The organism is Arthrobacter dokdonellae (assembly GCF_003268655.1).
In the GTDB taxonomy this organism is placed as follows: Bacteria; Actinomycetota; Actinomycetes; order Actinomycetales; family Micrococcaceae; genus Specibacter; species Specibacter dokdonellae.
In genome coordinates this window covers 1,508,225-1,529,027 of sequence record NZ_CP029642.1, presented here as the reverse complement: position 1 = coordinate 1,529,027, position 20,803 = coordinate 1,508,225, and the positions used below count along the sequence as shown (strand labels likewise).

The window sequence follows — 20,803 nt, the reverse complement described above, 5'->3', positions numbered from 1 at the left end:
TGCGATTGGGTAACCACTGGGTGGCGGTTGTCAATCCATCGCCGGCTGGGCCCTTAGCCGGCGATGGACCATCCCCAGTCACCCAAAAGCCCCCGAGCCCTCCGGCACCAGCACCTTGACGGCTGCGGGCGCGATCCCCACCGTCACCGGCAGCTCGGCCACCCGCTCGCCGTCGGCGTAGACATTCAGAGGCCTGTTGGCGCTGATGGTCACCGCCGAGCCCCGCGTGAAGCTGATGTTCGCCTGGCCCAGGTGCGCGCCCCGGTACGACCTGAGGAACGTCGCCACCACGGCCGGGATTGACGCCCGGCCCAGCGAGACCACGTCCAGCAGGCCGTCGTCAACCAATGCCTCCGGGCAAATCCGCAGGCCTCCCCCGTACTGGCCCACGTTCCCCACCGCCACAAACCAGCCGGGAAACGTGGTCTCAAGGCCGTCCACGGACACGGTCAGCGTCACGTCCTTCCACGCCCTGAAGGCCTTCAGCCCGCCGTACAAGTACACAAACGGCCCCAGGTTCAGCCGCGCGCCGTTGCCGTACTCGTTGGCCAACCCATCGAAGCCCACATTGGCCACACCGAAGTACGGGCGCCCGTTGACCATGCCCAGGTCAAGCTCGCGCACCACCAGAGCACCCAGCCCCCGCACCGCCTTGACGGGGTCCAGCGGCAGTCCCAGGCGCCGCACCGTGTCGTTGCCCCGACCGGCCGCCAGTGGCAGGACGACGGCGCCCGACTCCCGTGCTCCTCCTGCCGCGGCCCCCAAGGACCCATCACCGCCCAGCACGGCCACCAGGCTTCCCGGCGCGGCCGCGCGGGCCTGTGCCGTGGCGTCCGCCAGCGAGTCCGTGACGCAAACCATGGGCGTCAACCCCGCGGCCCGCAGCGCCCGGGCGGTGCGCGGCAGCAGCTGCAGGCCCCGGCCCCGGCCCGACGTCGGGTTGACCAGCAGCAGCGCCTCCCCGCCTCCCCAACCGCCCGCGGGGAAGCCCGCCGGGCCGCCAGCGGGAACCCCGCCAAATGCGGCGCTCACTGCGCGGCTCCGAAAGTGCCGGCGAGCGCCAGGATCTCGGCGGCACGCCCGCGCGCCCGGGCCGCGTCTGCCGGCACGAAGGACAGCCGGGTGCGCCGCTCCAGCAGGTCATCCACGCTGGACGCCCCCTCGGCGCGCACCGCAAACAGCAGCTCCGCGCCGGTGATCTCCGTGCCCTCAAACAAGGGTCCCGCCAGCAGCGGGTCCAGCCGCGCCAACGCCAACACGTCCAAGGCCTCCGTCCCGTACTTCGCGACCAGCCGCGCCGGTGCATCCACGGCATCCAGCTCGCGAGGGGACGCCGCGCCCGCCAGCGGCAGCGTCCTGGTGCGGCAGGGGGCTGGGGCCTCAAGCCTCGCCGCGACGGCGTCCACGGCGTCCTGGGCCATCCTCCTGTACGTGGTCAGCTTCCCGCCCACCACCGTGACCGGCGTGCCCGGAACATCCCGGACCAGATGCCGGCGGGAGATGTCGGCGCTGCCGGCGGCGCCGCCGTCGTGCGGGGTCCGCACCAGGGGCCGCAGCCCGGCAAAGGCTCCCACCACGTCGTCGCGGGCCAGGGGTACGGCCAGGGTGGCGTTGACAATGTCCAGGAGGAAGCCGACGTCGCGCTCCGGCACCGCCGGATGGTGGCCGTCCGCGCCGTGGTCCTCCTCATCCGTCAGCCCGATGTACACCACGCCGCCGGTCTGCGGCAGCACAAAGACATAGCGGCCAAAGTGCCCCGGGACCGGGACCGTGTGCGCGGCTTGGGGATTGCCCAGCCGGTCCGCCCGGACCACCAGGTGCGTTCCCCGGCTGGGGATCACGGCCAGACCAGGTTCAAAGTCCGCGGCCCATAGGCCGGTCGCGTTCACCACCGCCCGGGCGTTTACCGTCACGCGGGCGCCGCACCGGGTGTCGACGGCGGCCACCGTCGTCGCGGTGATGCCGGCGGCCTTGACGTCGCGCAGCATGTGCGCGCCCAGCCCCGCGGCGGTCCGGACGACGCCGAGCACCAGCCTGACGTCGTCGACGGCCTGTCCATCCCAGTACAGGATCCCGCGTCGCAGCGCGTGCGGGTCAAGGCCGGGCGCCAGCGCCGCCGCCGCCAGGCCGGAGAGCAGCTGGGGCCGCGGCAGGACCCCGCCGCCCAGCCCGGAGAGCCTGCGCAGCACGTCGTAGATGACCACGCCGAGCCCTTCCGCGGCGCCTTCCCACGCCGGTGCGCCGCGCGTGACCGGGATGACGAACCCCAGCGGGCGGACCAGGTGCGGGGCGATCCGCTCCATCAGCCACCGCCGCTCCACCGCCGATTCCCACGCCACGCCGAGGTCCATTTTGGCCAGGTACCGCAGCCCGCCGTGGATGAGCTTGGAGCTGTAGCCGCTGGTCCCGGAGGCGAAGTCGCCGGCCTCCACGAGGGCCACACTCAGGCCGCGGCTGACGGCGTCCAGGGCCACGCCGGCCCCGGTGATGCCCCCGCCCACCACCGCGACGTCGACCGTGTGGGCGGCCACGTAATCCAGCGAGCGCCGGCGGGTTCCGTCATTGATCCACGTCGGGTTGTCCGTGCTCATGCCGTTCCGCTCCGCACCCCTGCCCTGCGCACGTGCGCCCTGCCCGCGTCCGCCCTGCGCGCGTCCGCCGGCGTGAGGTAGCGGTCCAGCATCTTCCCCAGTTCCGCGAGGGCGCCTTCGAAGGCCCCCGTCTTCAACAGGACCCGGGAGGACAGCGCCACCCCCTGGACGGCCAGCAGCAGCGCGGGGGCCGTGTCCGCGCCGGCCTCGATGGTGCCGTCCGCGGCGCCGGCCCCGAGCAGTTCGTGCAGCTGGTCAAGGACCAGCTGCTGGCTCGCCCCGAACCGGTCCGTGACGTACGGGATCAGGAACTCGGGGTCGCGCTCGGCGATGGAGGCCAACAGCTCCGACGTCGCGAACACCCGGACGCTTGCGACGGCGAAGTGGACCAGCCGTTCACGGCCCGTGCCGGTGGGGGTGGCCGTCCGCACGGCGCCGGCGTAGCTGCGGAACTCCCCCGTGAGCATTGCCAGCACGGCGTTTTCCACCGACCCCATCCGGCGGTAAAACGTCATGCGGGAGACCCCGGCGCGCTCGGCGATGTCGTTGGCCGTGGTGCGCCGGATGCCATGGAGCACCACGGCGTCCCGGGTGGCGGCCAGGAGCGCCGCGTCGGCCGGCCGGATGGTACGTTGTGACGTCATGTGTCACACTGTAGCTCATGGTGACCCATCTCACAGAGGAAATATCCCGGTCCGTCTGGTTCGGCTGGGGCGACCCGGGACGGGCCCGGCCCCTGACACCTGCCGCCCTGGCCTATCTGCGCCGCACCCTCAGGCTCGCCAGCGTCGGGGCGGCGCACCCTCCCGTGGACCTCGCCGACGTCCGGGTGGGCCCGGTCGCCCTGGATGAAGGGGCGCTGGCCGGATTCCGGGCCATCACCGGGGCTGAACACGTCTCAACGGACGCAACGGAACGCATCCGCCATGCGGGCGGCAAGAGCACGCCGGACCTGCTGCGCCGCCGCAGCGGGGACGCGCTCGACGCCCCCGACGCCGTCGTCTACCCTGGCAGCAGCGCCGAAGTGCGGGGCATCCTGGACCTGTGCGGGAAGCGGCAGCTGGCGGTGGTGGCCTTTGGCGGCGGCACCTCCGTGGTGGGCGGCGTGGAGCCACTGCGCGGACGGTTCGCGGGGGTCATCACCCTGGACCTGCGGCGCATGGACCGGCTGCTCCACGTGGACCGGCTCTCCCGCACGGCGTCCTTCGAGGCAGGCATCAGGGGCCCCGCCCTCGAGGCGGCCCTGGCCCCGCACGGTTTCACGCTGGGCCACTTTCCCCAAAGCCATCAGGAAGCCACGCTGGGAGGCTACGTCGCCACCCGTTCCGCCGGCCAGGCATCCACCGGTTACGGCCGCGCGGACGACCTGGTCAAGTCCGTGCACCTGGAGACCCCCGTCGGGCCGTTCGACGCCGGGTCCCTGGCACCGGGAACGGCCGCCGGGCCCAAGCTGCTCGACGTCGTCGTCGGCAGTGAAGGCACCCTGGGGGTCATCACGAGCGCCACGATGAAGGTTTCCCCGGCGCCGGCAGACAAGGTTTATGGCGCGTGGTCCTTCCCGACCTTCGAGGCGGGGGCGGAGGCCTTACGGCGGCTGCGGCAGGACGGCGTCCGGGGTGACATGCCGCACGTGTGCCGGCTGAGCGACACGGATGAAACGGCGTCGACCTTCAAGCTGGGCGGGGCGAAGACCGCGGCGCTGTCCCGTTATCTGGCGGTCCGCGGCCAGAAGACGCCGGCGCTGGCCCTGTTCGTCTGGGAAGGCGGCAGGCCGGAGGCAACGGCGCGCAGGCGGCGCAGCGCGCGGATCCTGCGCCGGGGCGGCGGCATCCCGCTGGGGCCCCTGCCCGGAAGGTCGTGGGAGCACGGGCGGTTCAACGCGCCGTACCTGCGCGACGAGCTGCTGACCCGCGGCGTCTACGTCGAGACGCTGGAAACGGCCGCCACCTGGGGCCGTGTCGAGGAGACCTACCGCAGCGTCCGGCGGGCCATCCTCACCGCGCTGCAGGAAAAGGGCGGCGGCGCCTACGTCCAGACCCACATTTCCCATGTGTACTCCGACGGCGCCTCCCTCTACTTCACGTTCCTCGCCGGCCTCGAGGAGGACGGCCTGGCCCAGAACGCCCGCGTCAAGGCGGCGGCCTCGCACGCGATTGTGGCGGCCGGCGCCACCATCACGCACCACCACGCCGTCGGGATGGACCACGCGCCGTATATGCGCGCGGAGATCGGGGACCTTGGCGTCAGGGTCCTGGCCGGCATCAAAGCCACGCTCGACCCCCGGGGCATCATGAACCCGGGCAAGCTCATTCCGGCGGCACCGACCGACCCGCCGGACCCGACCGACCCGACCGACCCGACGGACCCGCCCGACCTGGAGGCACCGCAATGACCCTCGAATCCCTCACCGGCACAACCGTCCTGATTACCGGCGCCGCCATGGGCATGGGCAAAATGTACGCCCAGCTGGCGGTGCAGGACCACGCAGCCCATGTGGTGCTGTGGGACATCAACGGCGGGCTGCTGGAGCAGGCCGCCGCGGAGCTCGCCGGCCGCGGCTCGGAGATCCACCGCTACGTGGTGGACGTCAGCAGCCTTGAGGCCATCGAGGCCGCCGCGGAAAACGTGCGCGCCGACGTCGGCACGCCGGACATCCTGATCAACAACGCCGGCATTGTTCGCGGCAAGTACTTCTGGGAGCACGACCAGCGCGCGGACATCGCCGCCACCATGGCCATCAACTCCCTCGCCCTGATGCACATCACCCGCGAGTTCCTGCCCGCCATGATCAGCGGCGGGCGGACGTCGCGGATCGTGAACGTGGCCTCGGCAGCGGGCCTGCTCGCCAACCCGCGCATGAGCGTGTATTCGTCCTCCAAGTGGGCCGTGATTGGCTGGAGCGACTCGCTGCGGCTGGAACTGCAGCAGGCCGGCCACCGCCACGTCAAGGTGACCACCTTCTGCCCGTCCTACATCAAGACGGGCATGTTCGAGGGCGCGCGCGGCCCGCTGCTGACCCCGCTCATGGAGCCCGCCGACGTCACCCGGCGCGTGTGGCGGGCCATGAAGGAAGGCACGCCGATGCTCATGATGCCGTGGACGGTCAAGCTGAGCACCGCCCTGCGCGGAATCCTGCCGGTCGCCGCCTGGGACGTGGTGGCCGGCCGCATGTTCGGCGTCTACAAATCCATGGAGCACTTCACCGGGCGGAAGTAGCGCCCCGCAGGTAATCCAGCTGCGCCTCCACCGAGAGCTGCGCGGCGCCGCGCAGGCTTCCCGGGACGTCTCCGTAGACGGCGGCCGCCACGGCTTCCGCGGTGGCCTCCGTGCCTTCCGCTTCCAAACGGTCGACGGCGGAGCGCACTTGGACGAGCCGCTCCTGCCGGTGTGCCTGGTAGGCGGCGGCGATGGTGGCCAGGTCCGGCAGCACCGGTCCATGGGCGGGCAGCACGGCGACGGGCTGCCCGTCATGGCTGCCGACGGCGAGCAGCTTTTCCAGCGAGTCCAGATAGTCGCCCAGGCGTCCGTCCGGGTGGTCAAGCACCGTGGTGCCCTGGCCCAGCACGGTGTCGCCGGTGAGCACCTGGGAAGGGCCGCCGTCGTCCTTCTGTGCGGGGTCCGTGAGGACAAAGCAGACGGAATCCGACGTGTGGCCCGGGGTGGCCAGGACCCCGATCTCCACGCCCGCGGCGCGGATCAGTTCGCCGTCTGACAGCGGCGCTCCCCCGTGGCAGAAGTCCGGGTGGAGGGCGCGGACCGGCGCTCCGGTGAGCTCGCGGAGCCGGGCGCTGCCCCCGGTGTGGTCTTCGTGGTGATGCGTGATGAGGATCAGCTCCACGTCGCCGGCCCCGGCCAGCGCCGCCAGGTGTCCTTCCAGAAGCGGACCCGGGTCGACGACCACCACGGTGCCGGATCCGGGGGCGGCCAGCACGTAGCTGTTGGTGCCGTCCAGCGTCATGGGACCCGGATTGTCCGCCCGCAGGCTGCGGCTGAGCGGGCCCGTCTGCTGCCAGTGCGGCACGGCTCAGTACCGGTAGTGGCCGGGCTTGTACGGGCCGGCCGGGTCCAGGTCCAGGTAGGCCGCCTGCTCCGCGGTGAGCTCGGTGAGCTCCACGCCCAGCGCGGCCAGGTGCAGGCGGGCCACCTTCTCGTCGAGGATCTTCGGCAGGACGTACACCTGCTTTTGGTACTCATCGGTGTTGGTCTTGGTGAAGATCTCGATCTGGGCGATGACCTGGTTGGTAAAGGAGTTGGACATGACGAACGACGGGTGGCCGGTGGCGTTGCCCAGGTTCAGCAGGCGGCCCTCGGAGAGCACGATGATGGAACGCTCGTGGGCGGTGCCCTTCGCAAAGACCCACTCGTGGACCTGCGGCTTGATTTCCACCTTCTCCACGCCGTCGATCCTGGCGAGTCCGGCCATGTCGATTTCGTTGTCGAAGTGGCCCACGTTGCCCACGATGGCCTTGTTTTTCATCTTCAGCATGTCCGCGGCCGAGATGATGCCCAGGCCGCCGGTGGTGGTGATGAAGATGTCGCCCTGGCCGATGACGGACTCGAGCCTTGCCACCTGGTAGCCGTCCATGGCGGCCTGCAGCGCGCAGATGGGGTCGATCTCGGTGACGATCACGCGCGAGCCCTGGCCGCGGAGGGCCTCGGCGGCCCCCTTGCCGACGTCGCCGTAGCCGCACACCACGGCCACCTTGCCTCCCAGCAGCACGTCCGTGGCGCGCATCAGCCCGTCCGGCAGGGAGTGGCGGATGCCGTACTTGTTGTCGAACTTGGACTTGGTGACGGAGTCGTTGACGTTGATGGCCGGGAACAGGAGCTTGCCCTCGGCGGCCAGCTGGTACAGGCGGTGCACGCCGGTGGTGGTTTCCTCGGTGACCCCGTGGATCTGCGCGGCGATCCGCGTCCACTTTTGATTGTCATTTTTGAGGGATTCGCGCAGGGCGGCCAGAAAGATGGCGCCTTCCTCTGAGTCCGCGTCCGTGGTGTCCGGGACGCGGCCGGCGGCCTCGAATTCGGCGCCCTTGTGGACCAGCATGGTGGCGTCGCCGCCGTCGTCCAGGATCATGTTGGCACCCTTTTCAGGGTCCCTCGCGGCACCGGGCCAGGTGAGGATCTGCTGGGCGGTCCACCAGTATTCCTCGAGGGTTTCCCCCTTCCACGCAAAGACGGGCACACCACGCGGGTTTTCCGGGGTGCCGTTGCCGACCACTATGGCGGCGGCGGCCTCGTCCTGCGTGGAGAAGATGTTGCAGGACGCCCAGCGCACCTCGGCGCCCAGGGCCGTCAGCGTCTCGATCAGCACTGCGGTCTGGACGGTCATGTGCAGGGAGCCGGCAATGCGGGCGCCCGCCAGCGGCTGGCTGTCCTTGTACTCCTCACGCAGGCTCATCAGGCCCGGCATTTCAAATTCGGCCAGGCGGATCTGGTGCCGGCCGGCGGCGGCCAGATTGATGTCGGCGACCTTGTAGTCTTCCGGCCTGAGGGTCTTGACTGCGGTGCTGCTCATGGGCGTGTCCTTATGCTTGGCGGCTGTGCGCGGGTCTGCTGGGATTTGTCGGTGCGTCAGGGGTCCAGCTGCTCGGGGCGGAGCAGCAGGGCGATGCCTTCGTCGATGGTGTAGCGCAGCGGCAGCCCGTCCGGGCCCGGCGCGGTGGTGCGCAGTTCCCCGCCTTCCTGCACCAGCGTCGATCCTGTCACGGGGCAGCGGAGCACGCTCAGCAGCTCGTCGCTCATTTTCGCCATGGACTTCTCTTCTCCTTGGGCCTGCGGTTTGACCCGTGCAAGGGGCCTTGGCTGACCAGTCTAGTCAGGGTGCGCGGGCCCCGCCGGATTCGGCGGTGCAGCTAATGCGGGTTCAACTGCCTCCATGTCGCGGGAGCTGCACCATCGATTCGCAGGGCCCTGAAAGCCGGTCAGTCGCGCAGGATGCGCAGATGGCCGCGCCGGCCGGCGCCCGGCTGCCCGGGCTGCGCACCGCGTGGGGGGCCGCCTGGCCTTTCCAGCGTGGGGCGGGCCTCGCGCTGGGGGGCGGGTCCGGCGTCGTACGGGTCGGCATTGGCGGCCTCACGCACGGCGTCGGCGAGGGCCAGGAGGTCGTCGGGTCCGGGTGGCGGGGGCGTGTCCGAGCGGGCCAGGCGGAGCACTTCCCAACCGCGTGGGACGGTGAGCCGGGCCGAGTGCTTGGAACAGAGGTCGTAGCAGTGCGGTTCGGCGAAGGTGGCGAGCGGGCCAAGGACGGCGGTGGAGTCGGCATAGACGTACGTCAAGGTGGCGACGGCCGGCTCGCGGCAGGCTGATCGGGTGCATTGACGAAGGTTTCCCACGATTCCCAAGATTACCCGGGTTGGGCCGAATTTCCCTCCGCGGCGCACCTGGCAGGCGTGAACTAGAGTGAAAAGATGCAGTCCAATGCCCCGGAACCAGGTTTCAACATCACGTTCAACGATGGCCCCGACGCGCCCGCACGTTCCTTCCCGCAGCGCCGGCGCAACCGCCACGGCCGGGGGCTGCGCGGGCCCCTGCTGCTGCCCGGGCTGCCGGGCGCCCGGACCCGCAGCGAACGGTTCGAGGACCTGGTGGTGGACTCCGCGGAACGCCTCCGTGAGCTGTGGAGCGCGCAGCTGGCCGATGTGGAGTACCTGGTCGAGGAGGTGCCGGACAACTTGGAGGGGCTCATTGCCTCCGGTGCGCAGGCCCCGCTGGGGAAATACACGATGGGTTCAGGCCCAACACATCCGCTGATTGTGATTTACCGGCACCCGGTGGAGGCCCTCTGCGACTCCCCCTGGCAGGTGCGCGAACTGATCCACGAGGTCCTCATCGAGCAGGTGGCAGGGCTGCTGAACATCGACCCGGACACTGTGGACCCGCTGTTTGGGCGGTTCCGGCACGGGGGCTGACGAAGCGCCTCACCGTCCCGGCTTTTGCCATGCGCAGGACTGGACCGCTCAGTACCCGGTGGTGATCTCCAGCGTGTGTGATTCGGCGCCGGTGCCGGCGAAGGGCAGCACCGCGATGTTGGCCGAGCCCTTGGTGCCGAGCAGCTGGGATCCGTAGGCCGGTTCCCCGGTGGCGGACACCAGCGCGGCGGCGGCGTCCTTGCCCAGCAATGCGGCAGGATCCACCACGGTGGTGACGCCGGCCTTCAGCTCCACGGTCTTCGCGGCACCAAGCACGCCCGCCGCGGAGACCGGAACCAGCGTCACCGTGGCGGCACCGGCCGGCGCGGTGAAGGCAAAGCTGGAGTCAACTCCCCCGGGCAGCGTGGCCAGGTGGTTGACGCCCAGCCGGCTGGCCGACGGGGAAAACGCGAGGTCGACGGCGCTTCCCGGCTTGGTCGAATTGGCCAGTCGCGCCCCTGCCACCACGGCGGAGTCTGACGTCACGCTGAGCGCATAGGTTCCCTGCGGCAGCCCGGAGAGCGGGAGCGAGGTGACCTTGCCGGCCCGGGCCGTGAACACGCCGCCATCGGGCAACGCGGCCTGGCCGGACGGACCGAAGGCCTTGACCTCAACCACAGCGTCCATGGCGCCGGGGACCGTGACCTCAAGGGCGGCCGAGGCGTCCTCATAGCCGCTTTGGCCCGCCACCTTGGCCGCAGCTGCCGGGTCCTGGACGCGCACGCCGGGGATGACGGTGCTCGACGACGGTCCTTCAACCGGCTGCAGGAAGTCCACGCCGCCGGGCGTGAGCCCGCGCAGCACCGACTGCTGGACGGTGCCCGTGACGGCTCCTCCCGCGCTCTTGACATGCACCGAAAGTTGTTCCTGGTCGGGTGCCAGCCCGGACAGCACGACCGACTGCGATGCCCCGGGCGCTATCACCAGCGACTTGCCGCCGGGCGCCTGGACGGGACCGGCCGCACCAAACAGGTCCAGTGACACCGTGGCCGCGCTCTTGGTCGAATTGGCCAGCGTCAGCAATGCGGTCCGGCCCACCGTGGTGCTGGCGCCGGCCAGCCAAAAGTCGTTCGACGGCGTCTGGCACGTCGCCGCGGCGAGCCCCTGGAGGTCGCCGTCGCCAGCCGTCACCACCACCGAGCCGGCGCTGCGCGCGTTCTGCCCGGCAAAGGGCAGCGCCTGCAGCACTGACGCCTTGCCCACGGCCTTGTCACTGACGACGGCGGCCTTCGCCTTGGCCGCGCCGGTCAGGGGAGCCAGCGTGGCCGGGGCTGAGGATCCCGTGGGGGCTGCTGTCGGCACATCCTTGGGTGCCGGCGAAAGCGTGACCAACGGCGCCGAACCCGATTCCATGGGGTACACGGCGGCCCCCGGCAGGACGCCGTCGGCATTGCTCAGCGCCAGGGCGTTGAGCAGCGTCTTGGTCGATGACGACGTCGGCGAGAATTCCGGGTCGGTGCCCGCGGCCGAACCGGACAGCAGCTGGGTGGGCCCGGGGCAGTTTGCCAGGGTTGCACCGACGGGCAGAACCTGCGGCCGCGGTGTGACCTGGGCCGTGGCGTCCATGCCGGGAAGGACGGTGCCGGCAGCCACGACGACGACGGCCAGCACCGCCGTCGTGGAACCCGCCAGGACAGCAGGCCAACGGCGGGCCCGTGTGGGCACCTTGCGGCGGGACGCGCGGGCAGGCTTTGTGGCCTTGGCGGGTTTGCCGTCCTTGGCGGGCTTGGCCTTTTTGCCCGGCGTCACGGCAGCATTATCTGCAGGAGCGTCACGCTCGGGCCGGTCGTCCTTCATGCGGTCCTCAGACACCTCTACCTACCTTGTGCAATGATGCCTCGTCCCGGTATGCCCCGGCCCGGCCGCGGCGTGCCCGCACCGGGATGGCCAGCAGCACGGTCAGTCCCAGCAGGACAATCTGTGCCAGGCCCATCACGCCGTTCCACGGCTCGTCGTAGTGAATTTCAAGTTTGCCGGCGGCTGCAGGCAGCTCAAAGGCCTGCGACCAGCCGTCCTTCACGGCCGTCAGCTCCTGGCCGTTGAACCGTGCGTGCCAGCCGGTGTCGGACCGCTCGGCCAGGACCACGCGCCGGCCGGCGTCCCCGGCGGGCACGGACGCATTGACACCCTCGCCGTCGGACGCCACCGGAGCCACCGGGGCGCCCTTGGCATCGACCAGCCTCACGCGGTTGACCACATCGCTGGTCCCGGTCGTGCGGTAGGTCGGCTGCACGCGCCACAGCCAGCCCGAGTCCGTGGGGCCCACGGTGTCCAGTCCGGGCACGGCTTCCAGCTCGCCGGCCACCAGCTCGGCGGCGGTGTCACCTTTTTGCAGCACCACAAAACCCACGCCGAGCTCGAGGAATTCCGGCCGCGGGTCCACTCCGGACTTCGCCATCAGCGCTGCCACGGTTTCGCGCAGCATGGCCGTGGCGGCGTCCGGCGTCCGGACGGTCTCGGCCCCGGCCCTGCCGGAGATGTCGGCGGCCGACGCGATCGTGGACATCGCATCCAGTGTGGTGCCGGCGCCCTGCATCAGCGTGGCCCGCACGCCGCCGCCCGGGAGCACGCGCAGCACCACGGTGCGGCTGGCCTCGGGGCCGGTGCCGCGGTCGGCCGCGGTGGCCGGGATGCTGCCGGCATTCGCCGGCGCCACCAGAGACGCCCCGGCCAGCCCGGTCGCGTTGCCGTTCAGGTTGTTCACCGTCCACAGCCCCAGGCTGACCGCGGGGGCGGCGACCAGCACGACGGAAAGTACGACGGCGGTGGCACGGCTCCCGGTCTTGGCCGGCCGGCCGCGGAAGGCGGGCTCGTAGGCGCGGCGGTAAACGGCGTCGAACCCCAGAAGGGCGGCGCCCACGAGGGCGAACAGGGCCACGGAGACCGCGGGGCCGTTGAACGGCGTGACCAGCGTCGTGCCGTCCAGGGAGACGGCAAGCAGCTTGGAACCGTAGGCCACGGCCAGCGCCAGCAGCGCCACGAGCCACAGTGCGCGGACCGTTCCGGCCCGGCGGAGCGGGGCCAGCAGGGCGAGGAATGCCGCCACCACGACGGGCGCGCCGACCAGCAGGACGGCGGCCCAGGTCCAGAATGACCCTCCCGCGGCCGAGCCGCCAAGCAGGTGCGGCACGGGGGCCACGGCGTTGGGGAAGCCCAACAGCTGTTCCCACAGCGGTCCGGGATTGCCGGACAGCGGCACCCCGGGGTCCCCCAGCAGCGCGCGCGGATTGGCCCGGGCGGACCAGGCAAAGGGCAGGTACAGGGCGATCGAGGGCACCAGCGACCACCACATGGTCCTGCCGCGGCGGCCCAGGAAGAAGGTGGCGAGCAGCACGGCGACAACAGCGAGCGGGAACAGCGTCGGCGCCGCGGCGGTGACCGCGGCCAGGGCCAGCCCTGCCGCCGCGGCGGCCGTCCACGACGGGTTCCGGTCCACGCCGGGCCGGCCCAGCTTCACGGTGGTCGGCCTCGCGGCGGCCGTTCCGTCCTGGTCCGCGGCCTGTGGCAGCACACCGGGCACGCGGACGCCCACGGCACTGTCAGCGCCCACGGCACCGCCGGCGGCCCGGACCAGGCCCAGCACCACCAGCGGAATCAGCACGTGCGCCAGCAGCGCCCCGAGGCGGCCCTGGCCCAGCGCGGTCTGGAGGACAGGGGCGCCCGCCCAGACCAGCCCGGCCACGAGGCGCGGCCAGCGGTTCCGGGAGAACGCGCCGGCGGCCAGCCACCCGGTGAACGCGGAGAGCGGCACGGCCAGCAGCACCAGCCACAGCACGGCGGCGGAGCCGTTGCCGAAGCCGAGCACCCCGAGGATCCACAGGACAAAGTTGAAGGGGTCCCCGCGGCCGGCCAGGCCCGAGCCAAGCGACACCCACCAGTCGGTGGCGTGCCGCCAGACGTCGCCCAGGCGCGCCGAGACCGGCAGGAGGCCGCCGCCGGCCAGCGCGGAGGCGCCGAGGAGTCGTCCGAGCACCACGAGCGAGAGCGCGGCCAGCAGCAGCACCAGGCCGAGCGCGCTGACAATCGGCGCAGTGCGGCTGGCGGACAGGGGTGTGACAGCCTCGTGGTGGATGTCGCCCGTCGGTTCGAGGATGGACGGACCCGATTGCGCGGGCTCAACCTGATCCTCGTCAGGACCCACGGCCTCACGCAGGGCCTTGAGCTGGTTCCGGGCCTCGGCCGGCGTGGCCAGCAGTCCCTTGTGCGCGGAGCGCGTCTGCACCCGCGCCTTGGCCAGGGAGCGGCGGCTGCGCACCAGCGCCATGGGGTGGAACAGGCCGGCAAAGGTGGCGGCGAACATCCGCACCGCGTGGCCCGGCGCCTTGAGCAGGAAGCCGGCAAAGAGCCAGTAGATCGCGGAGACGGCGGCGCCGGCGGCCAGCAGCGGGACCTGCCACAGCGGAGCGTGCTTGAGGCGGGTGAAGATGGCGGCCTTGCGGGCCGCCGTGGGCGATCCGAGCGGGTGGTCCCGGTCCACCGCGTGGAAAACCTTGGCGGCCGGGACCACGAGCACGCGGTGCCCCGCGAGGCGGACGCGGGCGCAGAAGTCGAGGTCGTCGCCGGGCCCGGGAATGGCCGGGTCAAAGCCGCCAAGCTTTTCCCAGACGTCCCGGCGCACCAGCATCCCGGCGGCGTTGACGGCAAAGAAGTCCGCGCGGCCGTCATACTGGCCCTGGTCCAGCTCGTCGAGGTTGATGAGCGCAAAACGGTCAAACCATTTGGTGGCCTTCAGCCCCACGTCCACGAGTTTGCGCTGCTGCTCCCAGTCCAGCTGCTTGCAGCCTGCCACCGTCGCGGTGGTGGACCGTTCGACGGCGTCCAACAGGTGTTCCAGCGCATCCGGGGCTGGGGCCGCGTCGTCCTGCAGCAGCCAAATCCATTCGTCCTTCGATGTCGTCAGAGTGGCCGGGCCGGCGTGCTGCGGGTCTGCCCGCCCGCCTGGCCCGGCATCTATCCTGGCGCCGGACCCCGCCGGGCCGCGCAGGGCGCTCCGGGACGTGTCCGCGGAGGGGGGTCCGGCGTCGTGCGCGGGCAGGGTCTGCGATGAGGACCGCCGGGCGGCGCCGGCACCGACAGTGGCCGGCTCCTTGGACGGCGCCTGCGGCAGGGTCCTTTGGTAGTCGAGGACGGCCTTGACGGCCGCGCCGTATCCGCCCCGTCGGCCGTCGAAGTTGATGACGTTGCGCTCGCCCAGTTCCTTGCGCAGCAGCTCCCCGGAATTATCCGTGGAGCCAACGTCGGCGGCAAGGATGGAGGTGGCCCGGCGGGTTTGGGCCGCCAGGGCGCTTAAGACCGTGGGAAGGTAGGCACCGCCGTTGTGGGCAACCAGAACGGCAGTGACCTTTACTGCTTCAAGAATTAGACCGCTCGCTTCCGCAGCCGCCGGCGTTCACGCTCGGACAGGCCGCCCCAGATACCAAACCGCTCGTCATTGGCGAGAGCGTATTCCAGACACTGTGCCTTGACGTTGCAGGCGCCGCACACCTTCTTGGCGTCGCGGGTGGAGCCGCCCTTTTCCGGGAAAAATGCCTCCGGATCCGTCTGTGCACACAAAGCGTCCGTCTGCCAGCCTAGTTCACCTTCGTCGCTGAAGTCGTCAAGGCCGGGCCTGAAACCGATCCACACGGGCACAGGGGCGCCCTGAAGCGCCGTGGCCGCGCCGGGCCCGGCACCGTCAGCGGGCCCGCGGCCGTCGCCAGCACCGTCGGCGTCCAGCTCATGGGCGTGCAGGAAGGCTGTGGCGGCGTCCTCCAAAGAGGCCAGGCCGGCCTGCTCGTGCCCTGCCGCCGCTGCCGGGTCGGCCGGATCCACATACCAGTCCGCCGGCACGCCCCTCAACCGGTACTGCGCCGCGGCCTGTGCCTGCACCGGCTCGCCGCGGTAGTTCTCCACACTCAGTTGCGCTTGCCCCATGGTCGTCCTCCCGAATGTTGCCGTCATGGCTGCCGCTGCCGAAGCGTCCGCGGTCTGCGGCCCCTTTGCGCCTTCGGCAGCGGTTCGTGGGTCTAATTACATCGGTGTAAGTCTCCCTACGTCAAGCGGGCGGGCGATCCTATCCAGTTACCTGACCGTACGACCGGCGCGCCACGCCCGGCAGTTTCATACCAATATGCGCGCGTGTCCGGTAATTTCGATCGTCGAACTGGGAACTTGCTGGGAATTCCCGCGGCATTTAGCGAATTTTGAGTGGAGGCCCATACCAGGCGTGTGACGTGTATGTGACGCAATTCACGTACCGGTTGGCAATTCGTCCAATCGAGGGAATTGTGGCTCCTGCACGCGAGCACTCCGGCCGGGTGGGCACGAATACGTGCCCGCGTGGAAAGATCATGTCCATGGCACAAATTCCCACCACCGTCCCCCAGCTCCTCAATTCCCTGCGCACACTCAACCCCACCGCCCCGCGCCTGACCTGGTACGGGCCCGATTCCGAACGCATCGAACTCTCCGGCCGCGTGCTGGACAACTGGGTGGCCAAGACCGCCAACCTCCTGGCCGACGAGCTCGACGCCGGACCCGGCACCCTGATTGCCCTGGACATGCCTGTGCACTGGCGGTCTTTGGTGTGGCTGCTCGCCACGTGGGCCGTGGGCGCCACGGCCGCTGCCGGCACTGGTGACCCCGCCGGCCCTGCGGCAGACGGCGCTGCGGCTGCTGCCGGCGCCACGGCAGGGTTTGGCCGCGCGGACATTGTGGCCACCGCCGATCCAGCGGAGGCGGCGGAACGCCTCGTGGCGGCGCGCGCCGCAGGCCAGGGTAGGACCACGACGCTGGTGGCGGTGGCGCTGCCGGCGCTGGCCATGCGGTGGATGGGCGAACTGCCGGACGGCGCGGTGGACTACTCCGGCGAGGTCCGCTCCCACGCGGACGTCTTCTTCCCCGACGACGGACCCGCGGAGGACGCCGCCGCCTGGCAGACGCCGGCAGGAACGGCCACTTTCGCCCAACTGCTGGCACCCGGCGCGGCCGCGGCACCGGGCGGACAGGCCGGCCAAGAAGCGGGTGCACCACACGAGACCGGACCAGAGCGCGCGCTGCTGGAGGCACGGAATGGGTGGGACGGCGTCGTATATAATGCCCTGCAAACGTGGGCCCGGGGCGGGTCCGTCGTGCTGCTGGACCCGTCAGTGACCGCCACGGACCGCCTGCGCGCCACGGAGAACGTCACGCGGGGTTCGGAAGCAGCCACCCCTGCCGCCGGGTAGGACGGCTTCCCGCCGAAGAAGCCGCGGCGCAGAAGTCAGGGCTGGGCGTCGGGTTCCAGGAGCTTGCGGTCGTTCTCAAAGCCGGGCTCGCCGTCAAGCTCCTCGGTGAACACCCAGAAGCGGTACGCAAAGAATCGGAAGATGGTGCCCAGGACCAGGCCCACCACGGAACCAGCTATGAAGTCGGCGGTGGTGGATTCAAAGCCGAGTACCCAGTGCGACACATAGACGCAGGCGCCGGCAATGGCGATGCCAATGCCGTTCATGATGACGAACATGGTCACTTCGCGCACGATGTTGGCCTGGCGGCGGTGCCGGAACGTCCAATACCTGTTGGCGACCCAGGAGAAGAGGGTGGCGACAACGGCGGAGATGATCTTGGCCTTGGTGGGGTGCCCGGCCATGGAACCGTTCAACAACCAGAGGTAAATGCCCGAATCTATGACAAACGCCACGCCGCCCACGACACCGAATTTGGCCACTTCACGCCAAAACAGGCCGACGAGGCCCTTAATGCGTGCCGTGATTGCCTTGAACATGGTCCTCCGTGATGCGTGCGGGGCGCCAGAAACGGCACCAATATCCGGGGGAAGGTCCCTCGGCTCCTTAAATTCTACGGCGCGCCGGACCCCGGACCGCCACAAAAAGCGCCCCGCGATGCTGGCAGAATGCCGGGAACCGTCCCCGGCAGGAGCACAAAAGCGGGTTTCGCGGTGACGATTCGGTAGTCTGGGGACTGTGACTTTTCCTGTAATCGGCGTTGTGGGTGGCGGCCAACTGGCCCGCATGATGGCCCCGGCAGCCGTAGCCCTTGGTTTTCATTTGCACGTCCTTGCCGAAGCGGCGGACGTCTCGGCCGTGGACGCCGTGGCCCAGGCACCGGTGGGCGACTACCTCGACCTGGACACGCTGCGGGAATTTGCCCGGGGCCTGGACGTCCTCACGTTTGACCACGAACACGTCCCCAACGGACACCTGCAGGTGCTGATCAAGGAGGGCGTGAACGTCCAACCCCGCCCGGAGGCGCTGATCAATGCCCAGGACAAGCTGGTCATGCGCGCCGCCATCGAACGGCTCGGCCTGCCCAACCCGGCATGGGCCGCCGTCGCCTCCGTCGAGGAAATCACTGCCTTTGGCGAGGCAACAGGCTGGCCCGTGGTGTTGAAGATGCCGCGCGGCGGCTACGACGGCAAGGGCGTGGCCTTCCTGCGCACCGCCTCCGACGCCGCTGACTTCGGAGGCTGGTTTGATGCCATGAGCCCGTTGCTCGTGGAGGAAGCCGTCGACTTCTCCCGCGAGCTGTCCGCCCTCGTGGCCCGCACCCCGTCCGGCGCGGCGCTGGCCTGGCCGGTGGCGGAATCCATCCAGGTGGCCGGCGTCTGCGACGAGGTCATCGCCCCCGCCCCGGGCCTGCCGGCGGACGTCGAGGCGGCCGCGGAAGCCGCCGCGCTGACGATCGCCGCCGAGCTGGGCGTCACCGGCGTCATGGCGGCAGAACTCTTTGAAACCCCCGGACGCGCGCCCGGCTACCTCATCAACGAGCTCGCCATGCGCCCCCACAACACCGGCCACTGGACCATGGACGGCGCCGTCACCGGCCAGTTTGAGCAGCACCTGCGCGCCGTCCTGGACCTGCCGCTGGGCGCCACCGCCGCCCTCGGCGACATCGTGGCCATGAAGAACATCCTCGGCGGCGACAACGAGGACCTCTTCAGCGCCTATGCGCAGGCACTCGCCGCCGAGCCCACCGTCAAGGTACACAGCTACGGGAAGTCCGTGCGCCCGGGCCGGAAGGTCGGCCATGTCACCGTGATCGGCGGCAAGGGCGACGACGTCGCCGCCGTACGTGCCCGCGCCACCACCGTGGCAAACATCATCCGCGACGGACAGCAAGGACCGGAACAGTCATGAGCAAGGACACCACACCCCTGGTCGGCATCGTGATGGGATCGGATTCCGACTGGCCCGTCATGGAAGCCGCAGCCGCGGCGCTTTCCGAATTTGGCCTCCCCTTTGAAACCGACGTGGTCTCCGCCCACCGCATGCCCGCCGAAATGATCGCCTACGGCCAGGGGGCCGCCGCCCGCGGCATCCGCGTCATCATCGCCGGGGCCGGCGGCGCAGCCCACCTTCCCGGCATGCTGGCCTCCGTCACCACGCTTCCCGTGGTGGGCGTGCCCGTTCCGCTGAAGACACTCGACGGCATGGATTCGCTCCTGTCCATCGTGCAAATGCCCGCCGGCGTTCCGGTGGCCACCGTGTCCATCGGCGGCGCCCGCAACGCAGGCCTGCTGGCCGTGCGCATGCTGGCCGCAGGCACCGGTGAGCTGGCCGCCACGCTGACGGACAAGCTGGCGGCCTTTGCCCGCGACCTCAACAAACAAGCTTCCGCCAAGGGCGCCGCACTCCGCGAGAAGGCCGGCGCCGACTACCCCCTGGCCGTCATGCCGGCACAGGGCTAAAGGAACACATGAGCTTCAGCAGCCCCAAGGTGTCCCGAGCCTCCAACAAGCCCCCGGTGCTGACCAACCCGGTCCGCTACCCGGAGTCGGCCTCCGCGCCCCAGCGCTCCAAAAGGGCCTGGCTGCTGTTGGTGCTGACCCTCGTGGTCCCGGGCAGCGCCCAGGTGGTGGCCGGAAACAAGCGTCTGGGGCGGGTGGCGCTGCGCTGCACGCTGGCGGCATGGGCCCTGGTGATTGCCGGCGTCGTACTTGCCCTGGTCAACCGCGAGGCGCTGCTGAACCTTCTGACGCGACCGTTGACATCCCTGGTCCTGGTGGTGCTGCTCGCCGCCGCCGCCGTGGGATGGGCCGTGATGTTCCTGAACACGCTGGCGATCATCCGGCCATCGCTGCTGGCGCCCGGCATGCGCGGCATGGTGGCGGCGGCGCTCGTGGTGCTCATGGTCGCCACGAGCGGCACCCTGGGCTATGGGGCATACCTGATGAACACCGGCCGCAACGCGATTGGCAGCATCTTCGCCTCGGGGCCGGACATGAAGCCGGTGGACGGGCGCTACAACTTCCTGGTCATGGGCGGGGACGCCGGTGCCCAGCGGATCGGGCGCCGCCCGGACTCGATCATCGTGGTCAGCGTCGACGCGAAGACCGGCCAGGCGGCAACGATCAGCATCCCGCGGAACCTGCAAAACGCCCAGTTCTCCCCCGATTCGCCGCTGTGGAAGGCCTACCCGGACGGCTACAACTGCGGCGACAACTGCATCATCAACTTCCTCTACACCGACGTCACCGAACACCACAAGGACCTCTACCCGCACGCCGCCGATCCAGGAGCCGAGGCCATGATGGACGCGGCCGGCGGCATCCTCGGCCTGCAGGTCCAGGGCTACGTGCTGGTGGACATGGCCGGCTTCTCCAAGCTGATCGACGCCCTGGGCGGGGTGAAGATCAACGCCGGCGGGTGGGTTCCGCTCACCGGAAACGACATTCCCGGCACCACGCAGCACGAGCCTCCGACCGGCTGGATCCACCCCGGCGTGCAAACGCTCGACGGCTACCACGCGCTGTGGTACGCCCGCTCCCGGCAATGGGTCCTGGAATACTCCCGCAGCCAGCGCCAGCAGTGCATCCAGCAGGCCCTCCTCAAACAGATGGACCCGGCAACGGTGCTCACCAAGTTCAATGCCATTGCCGACGCCGGCACCAAGGTCATTGAATCCGACCTCCCGGCGCAGCAGCTGGGCAGCTTCGTGTCGCTGGCGTTGAAGGCCAAAAACCACGACCTCAAGCGGCTCACGATCGGCCCGCCGGACTTCCCTGTCGAATTCTCCACCTACCCGAACTTCACCACGGTCCACAAGCGCGTCCAGGACCTGCTCAATCCCCCGGCACCCAAGCCTGCCGCGCCGGCAGCGCCCAAAAAATCGGGTACGGGCAGCTCTCCGGCCAAGGCCCCCGCGGGCTCCGCCCCGGCCGCCCCGGGCACGACGGCGGCCCCCGAGCCCGCCGCACCCACGCCGTCGAAGGCGCCCGCCGTCACGCAGCAATACCTGCAGCAGCTGGCCATCAACGGCGACGACGAAATGCTCACCATGCTGCTCGCCAACAACGGCACCTGCTCCCCGGGGTAGACTGCG

At 70.3% G+C, this 20,803-nt stretch carries 18 protein-coding genes; 7 read left to right on the top strand and 11 right to left on the bottom strand.

Annotated elements, in window-relative coordinates; translation table 11 throughout:
- Window positions 1-78 precede the first annotated feature (78 nt).
- From DMB86_RS06815 to DMB86_RS06805, 3 genes are read right to left on the bottom strand one after another with little or no spacing between them, the layout of a single operon-like run.
- Window positions 79-1,032, bottom strand: a complete 954-nt coding sequence (locus tag DMB86_RS06815) for a diacylglycerol/lipid kinase family protein (RefSeq protein WP_113717115.1) — start codon at window positions 1,030-1,032, stop codon at window positions 79-81.
- Window positions 1,029-2,591 carry a glycerol-3-phosphate dehydrogenase/oxidase gene (locus DMB86_RS06810; RefSeq protein WP_113717114.1) on the bottom strand — a complete coding sequence of 521 codons (1,563 nt, stop codon included), beginning with the start codon at window positions 2,589-2,591 and terminating at the stop codon, window positions 1,029-1,031. The genes DMB86_RS06815 and DMB86_RS06810 overlap by 4 nt, the downstream gene beginning before the upstream one ends.
- Complete coding sequence (locus DMB86_RS06805) at window positions 2,588-3,235, bottom strand: TetR/AcrR family transcriptional regulator (RefSeq protein ID WP_113717113.1); 648 nt, start codon at window positions 3,233-3,235, stop codon at window positions 2,588-2,590. Before DMB86_RS06805 ends, DMB86_RS06810 begins: the two co-directional genes overlap by 4 nt.
- A gap of 17 nt (window positions 3,236-3,252) precedes the next feature.
- On the opposite strand from DMB86_RS06805, the gene DMB86_RS06800 reads away from it, so the two are divergent.
- On the top strand, window positions 3,253-4,983 hold the full coding sequence (locus DMB86_RS06800) for an FAD-binding oxidoreductase (protein ID WP_113717112.1): 1,731 nt from the start codon (window positions 3,253-3,255) through the stop codon (window positions 4,981-4,983).
- Window positions 4,980-5,807, top strand: coding sequence for an SDR family oxidoreductase (locus DMB86_RS06795; protein WP_113717111.1), 828 nt, complete (start codon window positions 4,980-4,982; stop codon window positions 5,805-5,807). Before DMB86_RS06800 ends, DMB86_RS06795 begins: the two co-directional genes overlap by 4 nt.
- Here DMB86_RS06795 and DMB86_RS06790 read toward each other — a convergent pair.
- The 4 genes from DMB86_RS06790 to DMB86_RS06775 form a co-directional block, all read right to left on the bottom strand.
- Window positions 5,791-6,612, bottom strand: coding sequence for an MBL fold metallo-hydrolase (locus tag DMB86_RS06790; protein ID WP_227878635.1), 822 nt, complete (start codon window positions 6,610-6,612; stop codon window positions 5,791-5,793). The two genes, DMB86_RS06795 and DMB86_RS06790, sit on opposite strands and share 17 nt — an antisense overlap.
- A gap of 3 nt (window positions 6,613-6,615) precedes the next feature.
- Window positions 6,616-8,109 carry an adenosylhomocysteinase gene (ahcY, locus tag DMB86_RS06785; RefSeq protein ID WP_113717110.1) on the bottom strand — a complete coding sequence of 498 codons (1,494 nt, stop codon included), beginning with the start codon at window positions 8,107-8,109 and terminating at the stop codon, window positions 6,616-6,618.
- 56 nt (window positions 8,110-8,165) lie between these two features.
- Window positions 8,166-8,345, bottom strand: coding sequence for a hypothetical protein (locus DMB86_RS06780; protein ID WP_113717109.1), 180 nt, complete (start codon window positions 8,343-8,345; stop codon window positions 8,166-8,168).
- Window positions 8,346-8,515: 170 nt separating this feature from the next.
- Window positions 8,516-8,926 carry a DUF3499 domain-containing protein gene (locus DMB86_RS06775; RefSeq protein ID WP_113719387.1) on the bottom strand — a complete coding sequence of 137 codons (411 nt, stop codon included), beginning with the start codon at window positions 8,924-8,926 and terminating at the stop codon, window positions 8,516-8,518.
- Between the two features lie 75 nt (window positions 8,927-9,001).
- Between DMB86_RS06775 and DMB86_RS06770 the strand changes: the two genes are divergently transcribed.
- Complete coding sequence (locus DMB86_RS06770; RefSeq protein WP_113717108.1) at window positions 9,002-9,502, top strand: metallopeptidase family protein; 501 nt, start codon at window positions 9,002-9,004, stop codon at window positions 9,500-9,502.
- Window positions 9,503-9,550: 48 nt separating this feature from the next.
- Here the strand turns inward: DMB86_RS06770 and DMB86_RS06765 are convergent, their stop codons facing one another.
- From DMB86_RS06765 to DMB86_RS21325, 3 genes are all read right to left on the bottom strand, one after another.
- Window positions 9,551-11,314: a DUF5719 family protein gene (locus DMB86_RS06765; protein WP_129545486.1), complete on the bottom strand. Its 1,764-nt coding sequence runs from the start codon at window positions 11,312-11,314 to the stop codon at window positions 9,551-9,553.
- A complete protein-coding gene (locus DMB86_RS06760; RefSeq protein ID WP_236783362.1) occupies window positions 11,307-14,336 on the bottom strand; it encodes a glycosyltransferase in 3,030 nt (1,009 codons plus the stop codon). The genes DMB86_RS06765 and DMB86_RS06760 overlap by 8 nt, the downstream gene beginning before the upstream one ends.
- Window positions 14,337-14,860: 524 nt before the next feature.
- A complete protein-coding gene (locus DMB86_RS21325; protein ID WP_113717105.1) occupies window positions 14,861-15,415 on the bottom strand; it encodes a WhiB family transcriptional regulator in 555 nt (184 codons plus the stop codon).
- 422 nt (window positions 15,416-15,837) lie between these two features.
- On the opposite strand from DMB86_RS21325, the gene DMB86_RS06750 reads away from it, so the two are divergent.
- A complete protein-coding gene (locus DMB86_RS06750; protein WP_113719386.1) occupies window positions 15,838-16,707 on the top strand; it encodes a TIGR03089 family protein in 870 nt (289 codons plus the stop codon).
- 35 nt (window positions 16,708-16,742) lie between these two features.
- Here DMB86_RS06750 and DMB86_RS06745 read toward each other — a convergent pair whose 3' ends face one another.
- A complete protein-coding gene (locus DMB86_RS06745) occupies window positions 16,743-17,246 on the bottom strand; it encodes a GtrA family protein (RefSeq protein WP_113717104.1) in 504 nt (167 codons plus the stop codon).
- A gap of 199 nt (window positions 17,247-17,445) precedes the next feature.
- On the opposite strand from DMB86_RS06745, the gene DMB86_RS06740 reads away from it, so the two are divergent.
- The 3 genes from DMB86_RS06740 to DMB86_RS06730 are packed head-to-tail and all read left to right on the top strand — an operon-like array spanning window position 17,446 to window position 20,797.
- A complete protein-coding gene (locus DMB86_RS06740) occupies window positions 17,446-18,618 on the top strand; it encodes a 5-(carboxyamino)imidazole ribonucleotide synthase (RefSeq protein WP_113717103.1) in 1,173 nt (390 codons plus the stop codon).
- Window positions 18,615-19,169, top strand: a complete 555-nt coding sequence (gene purE / locus DMB86_RS06735; RefSeq protein ID WP_113717102.1) for a 5-(carboxyamino)imidazole ribonucleotide mutase — start codon at window positions 18,615-18,617, stop codon at window positions 19,167-19,169. The genes DMB86_RS06740 and purE overlap by 4 nt, the downstream gene beginning before the upstream one ends.
- A gap of 8 nt (window positions 19,170-19,177) precedes the next feature.
- Complete coding sequence (locus DMB86_RS06730; protein WP_113717101.1) at window positions 19,178-20,797, top strand: LCP family protein; 1,620 nt, start codon at window positions 19,178-19,180, stop codon at window positions 20,795-20,797.
- Window positions 20,798-20,803 lie beyond the last annotated feature (6 nt).

Excerpts from the sequence above, each read along its gene's own strand:
- DMB86_RS06800 (WP_113717112.1), top strand. The coding sequence starts at position 3,253 with ATGGTGACCCATCTCACAGAGGAAATATCCCGGTCCGTCTGGTTCGGC.
- DMB86_RS06750 (WP_113719386.1), top strand. The coding sequence starts at position 15,838 with ATGGCACAAATTCCCACCACCGTCCCCCAGCTCCTCAATTCCCTGCGC.
- DMB86_RS06795 (WP_113717111.1), top strand. The coding sequence starts at position 4,980 with ATGACCCTCGAATCCCTCACCGGCACAACCGTCCTGATTACCGGCGCC.
- DMB86_RS06730 (WP_113717101.1), top strand. The coding sequence starts at position 19,178 with ATGAGCTTCAGCAGCCCCAAGGTGTCCCGAGCCTCCAACAAGCCCCCG.
- DMB86_RS06805 (WP_113717113.1), bottom strand. The coding sequence starts at position 3,235 with ATGACGTCACAACGTACCATCCGGCCGGCCGACGCGGCGCTCCTGGCC.
- DMB86_RS06745 (WP_113717104.1), bottom strand. The coding sequence starts at position 17,246 with ATGTTCAAGGCAATCACGGCACGCATTAAGGGCCTCGTCGGCCTGTTT.
- ahcY (WP_113717110.1), bottom strand. The coding sequence starts at position 8,109 with ATGAGCAGCACCGCAGTCAAGACCCTCAGGCCGGAAGACTACAAGGTC.
- DMB86_RS21325 (WP_113717105.1), bottom strand. The coding sequence starts at position 15,415 with ATGGGGCAAGCGCAACTGAGTGTGGAGAACTACCGCGGCGAGCCGGTG.
- DMB86_RS06770 (WP_113717108.1), top strand. The coding sequence starts at position 9,002 with ATGCAGTCCAATGCCCCGGAACCAGGTTTCAACATCACGTTCAACGAT.
- DMB86_RS06810 (WP_113717114.1), bottom strand. The coding sequence starts at position 2,591 with ATGAGCACGGACAACCCGACGTGGATCAATGACGGAACCCGCCGGCGC.
- purE (WP_113717102.1), top strand. The coding sequence starts at position 18,615 with ATGAGCAAGGACACCACACCCCTGGTCGGCATCGTGATGGGATCGGAT.
- DMB86_RS06780 (WP_113717109.1), bottom strand. The coding sequence starts at position 8,345 with ATGGCGAAAATGAGCGACGAGCTGCTGAGCGTGCTCCGCTGCCCCGTG.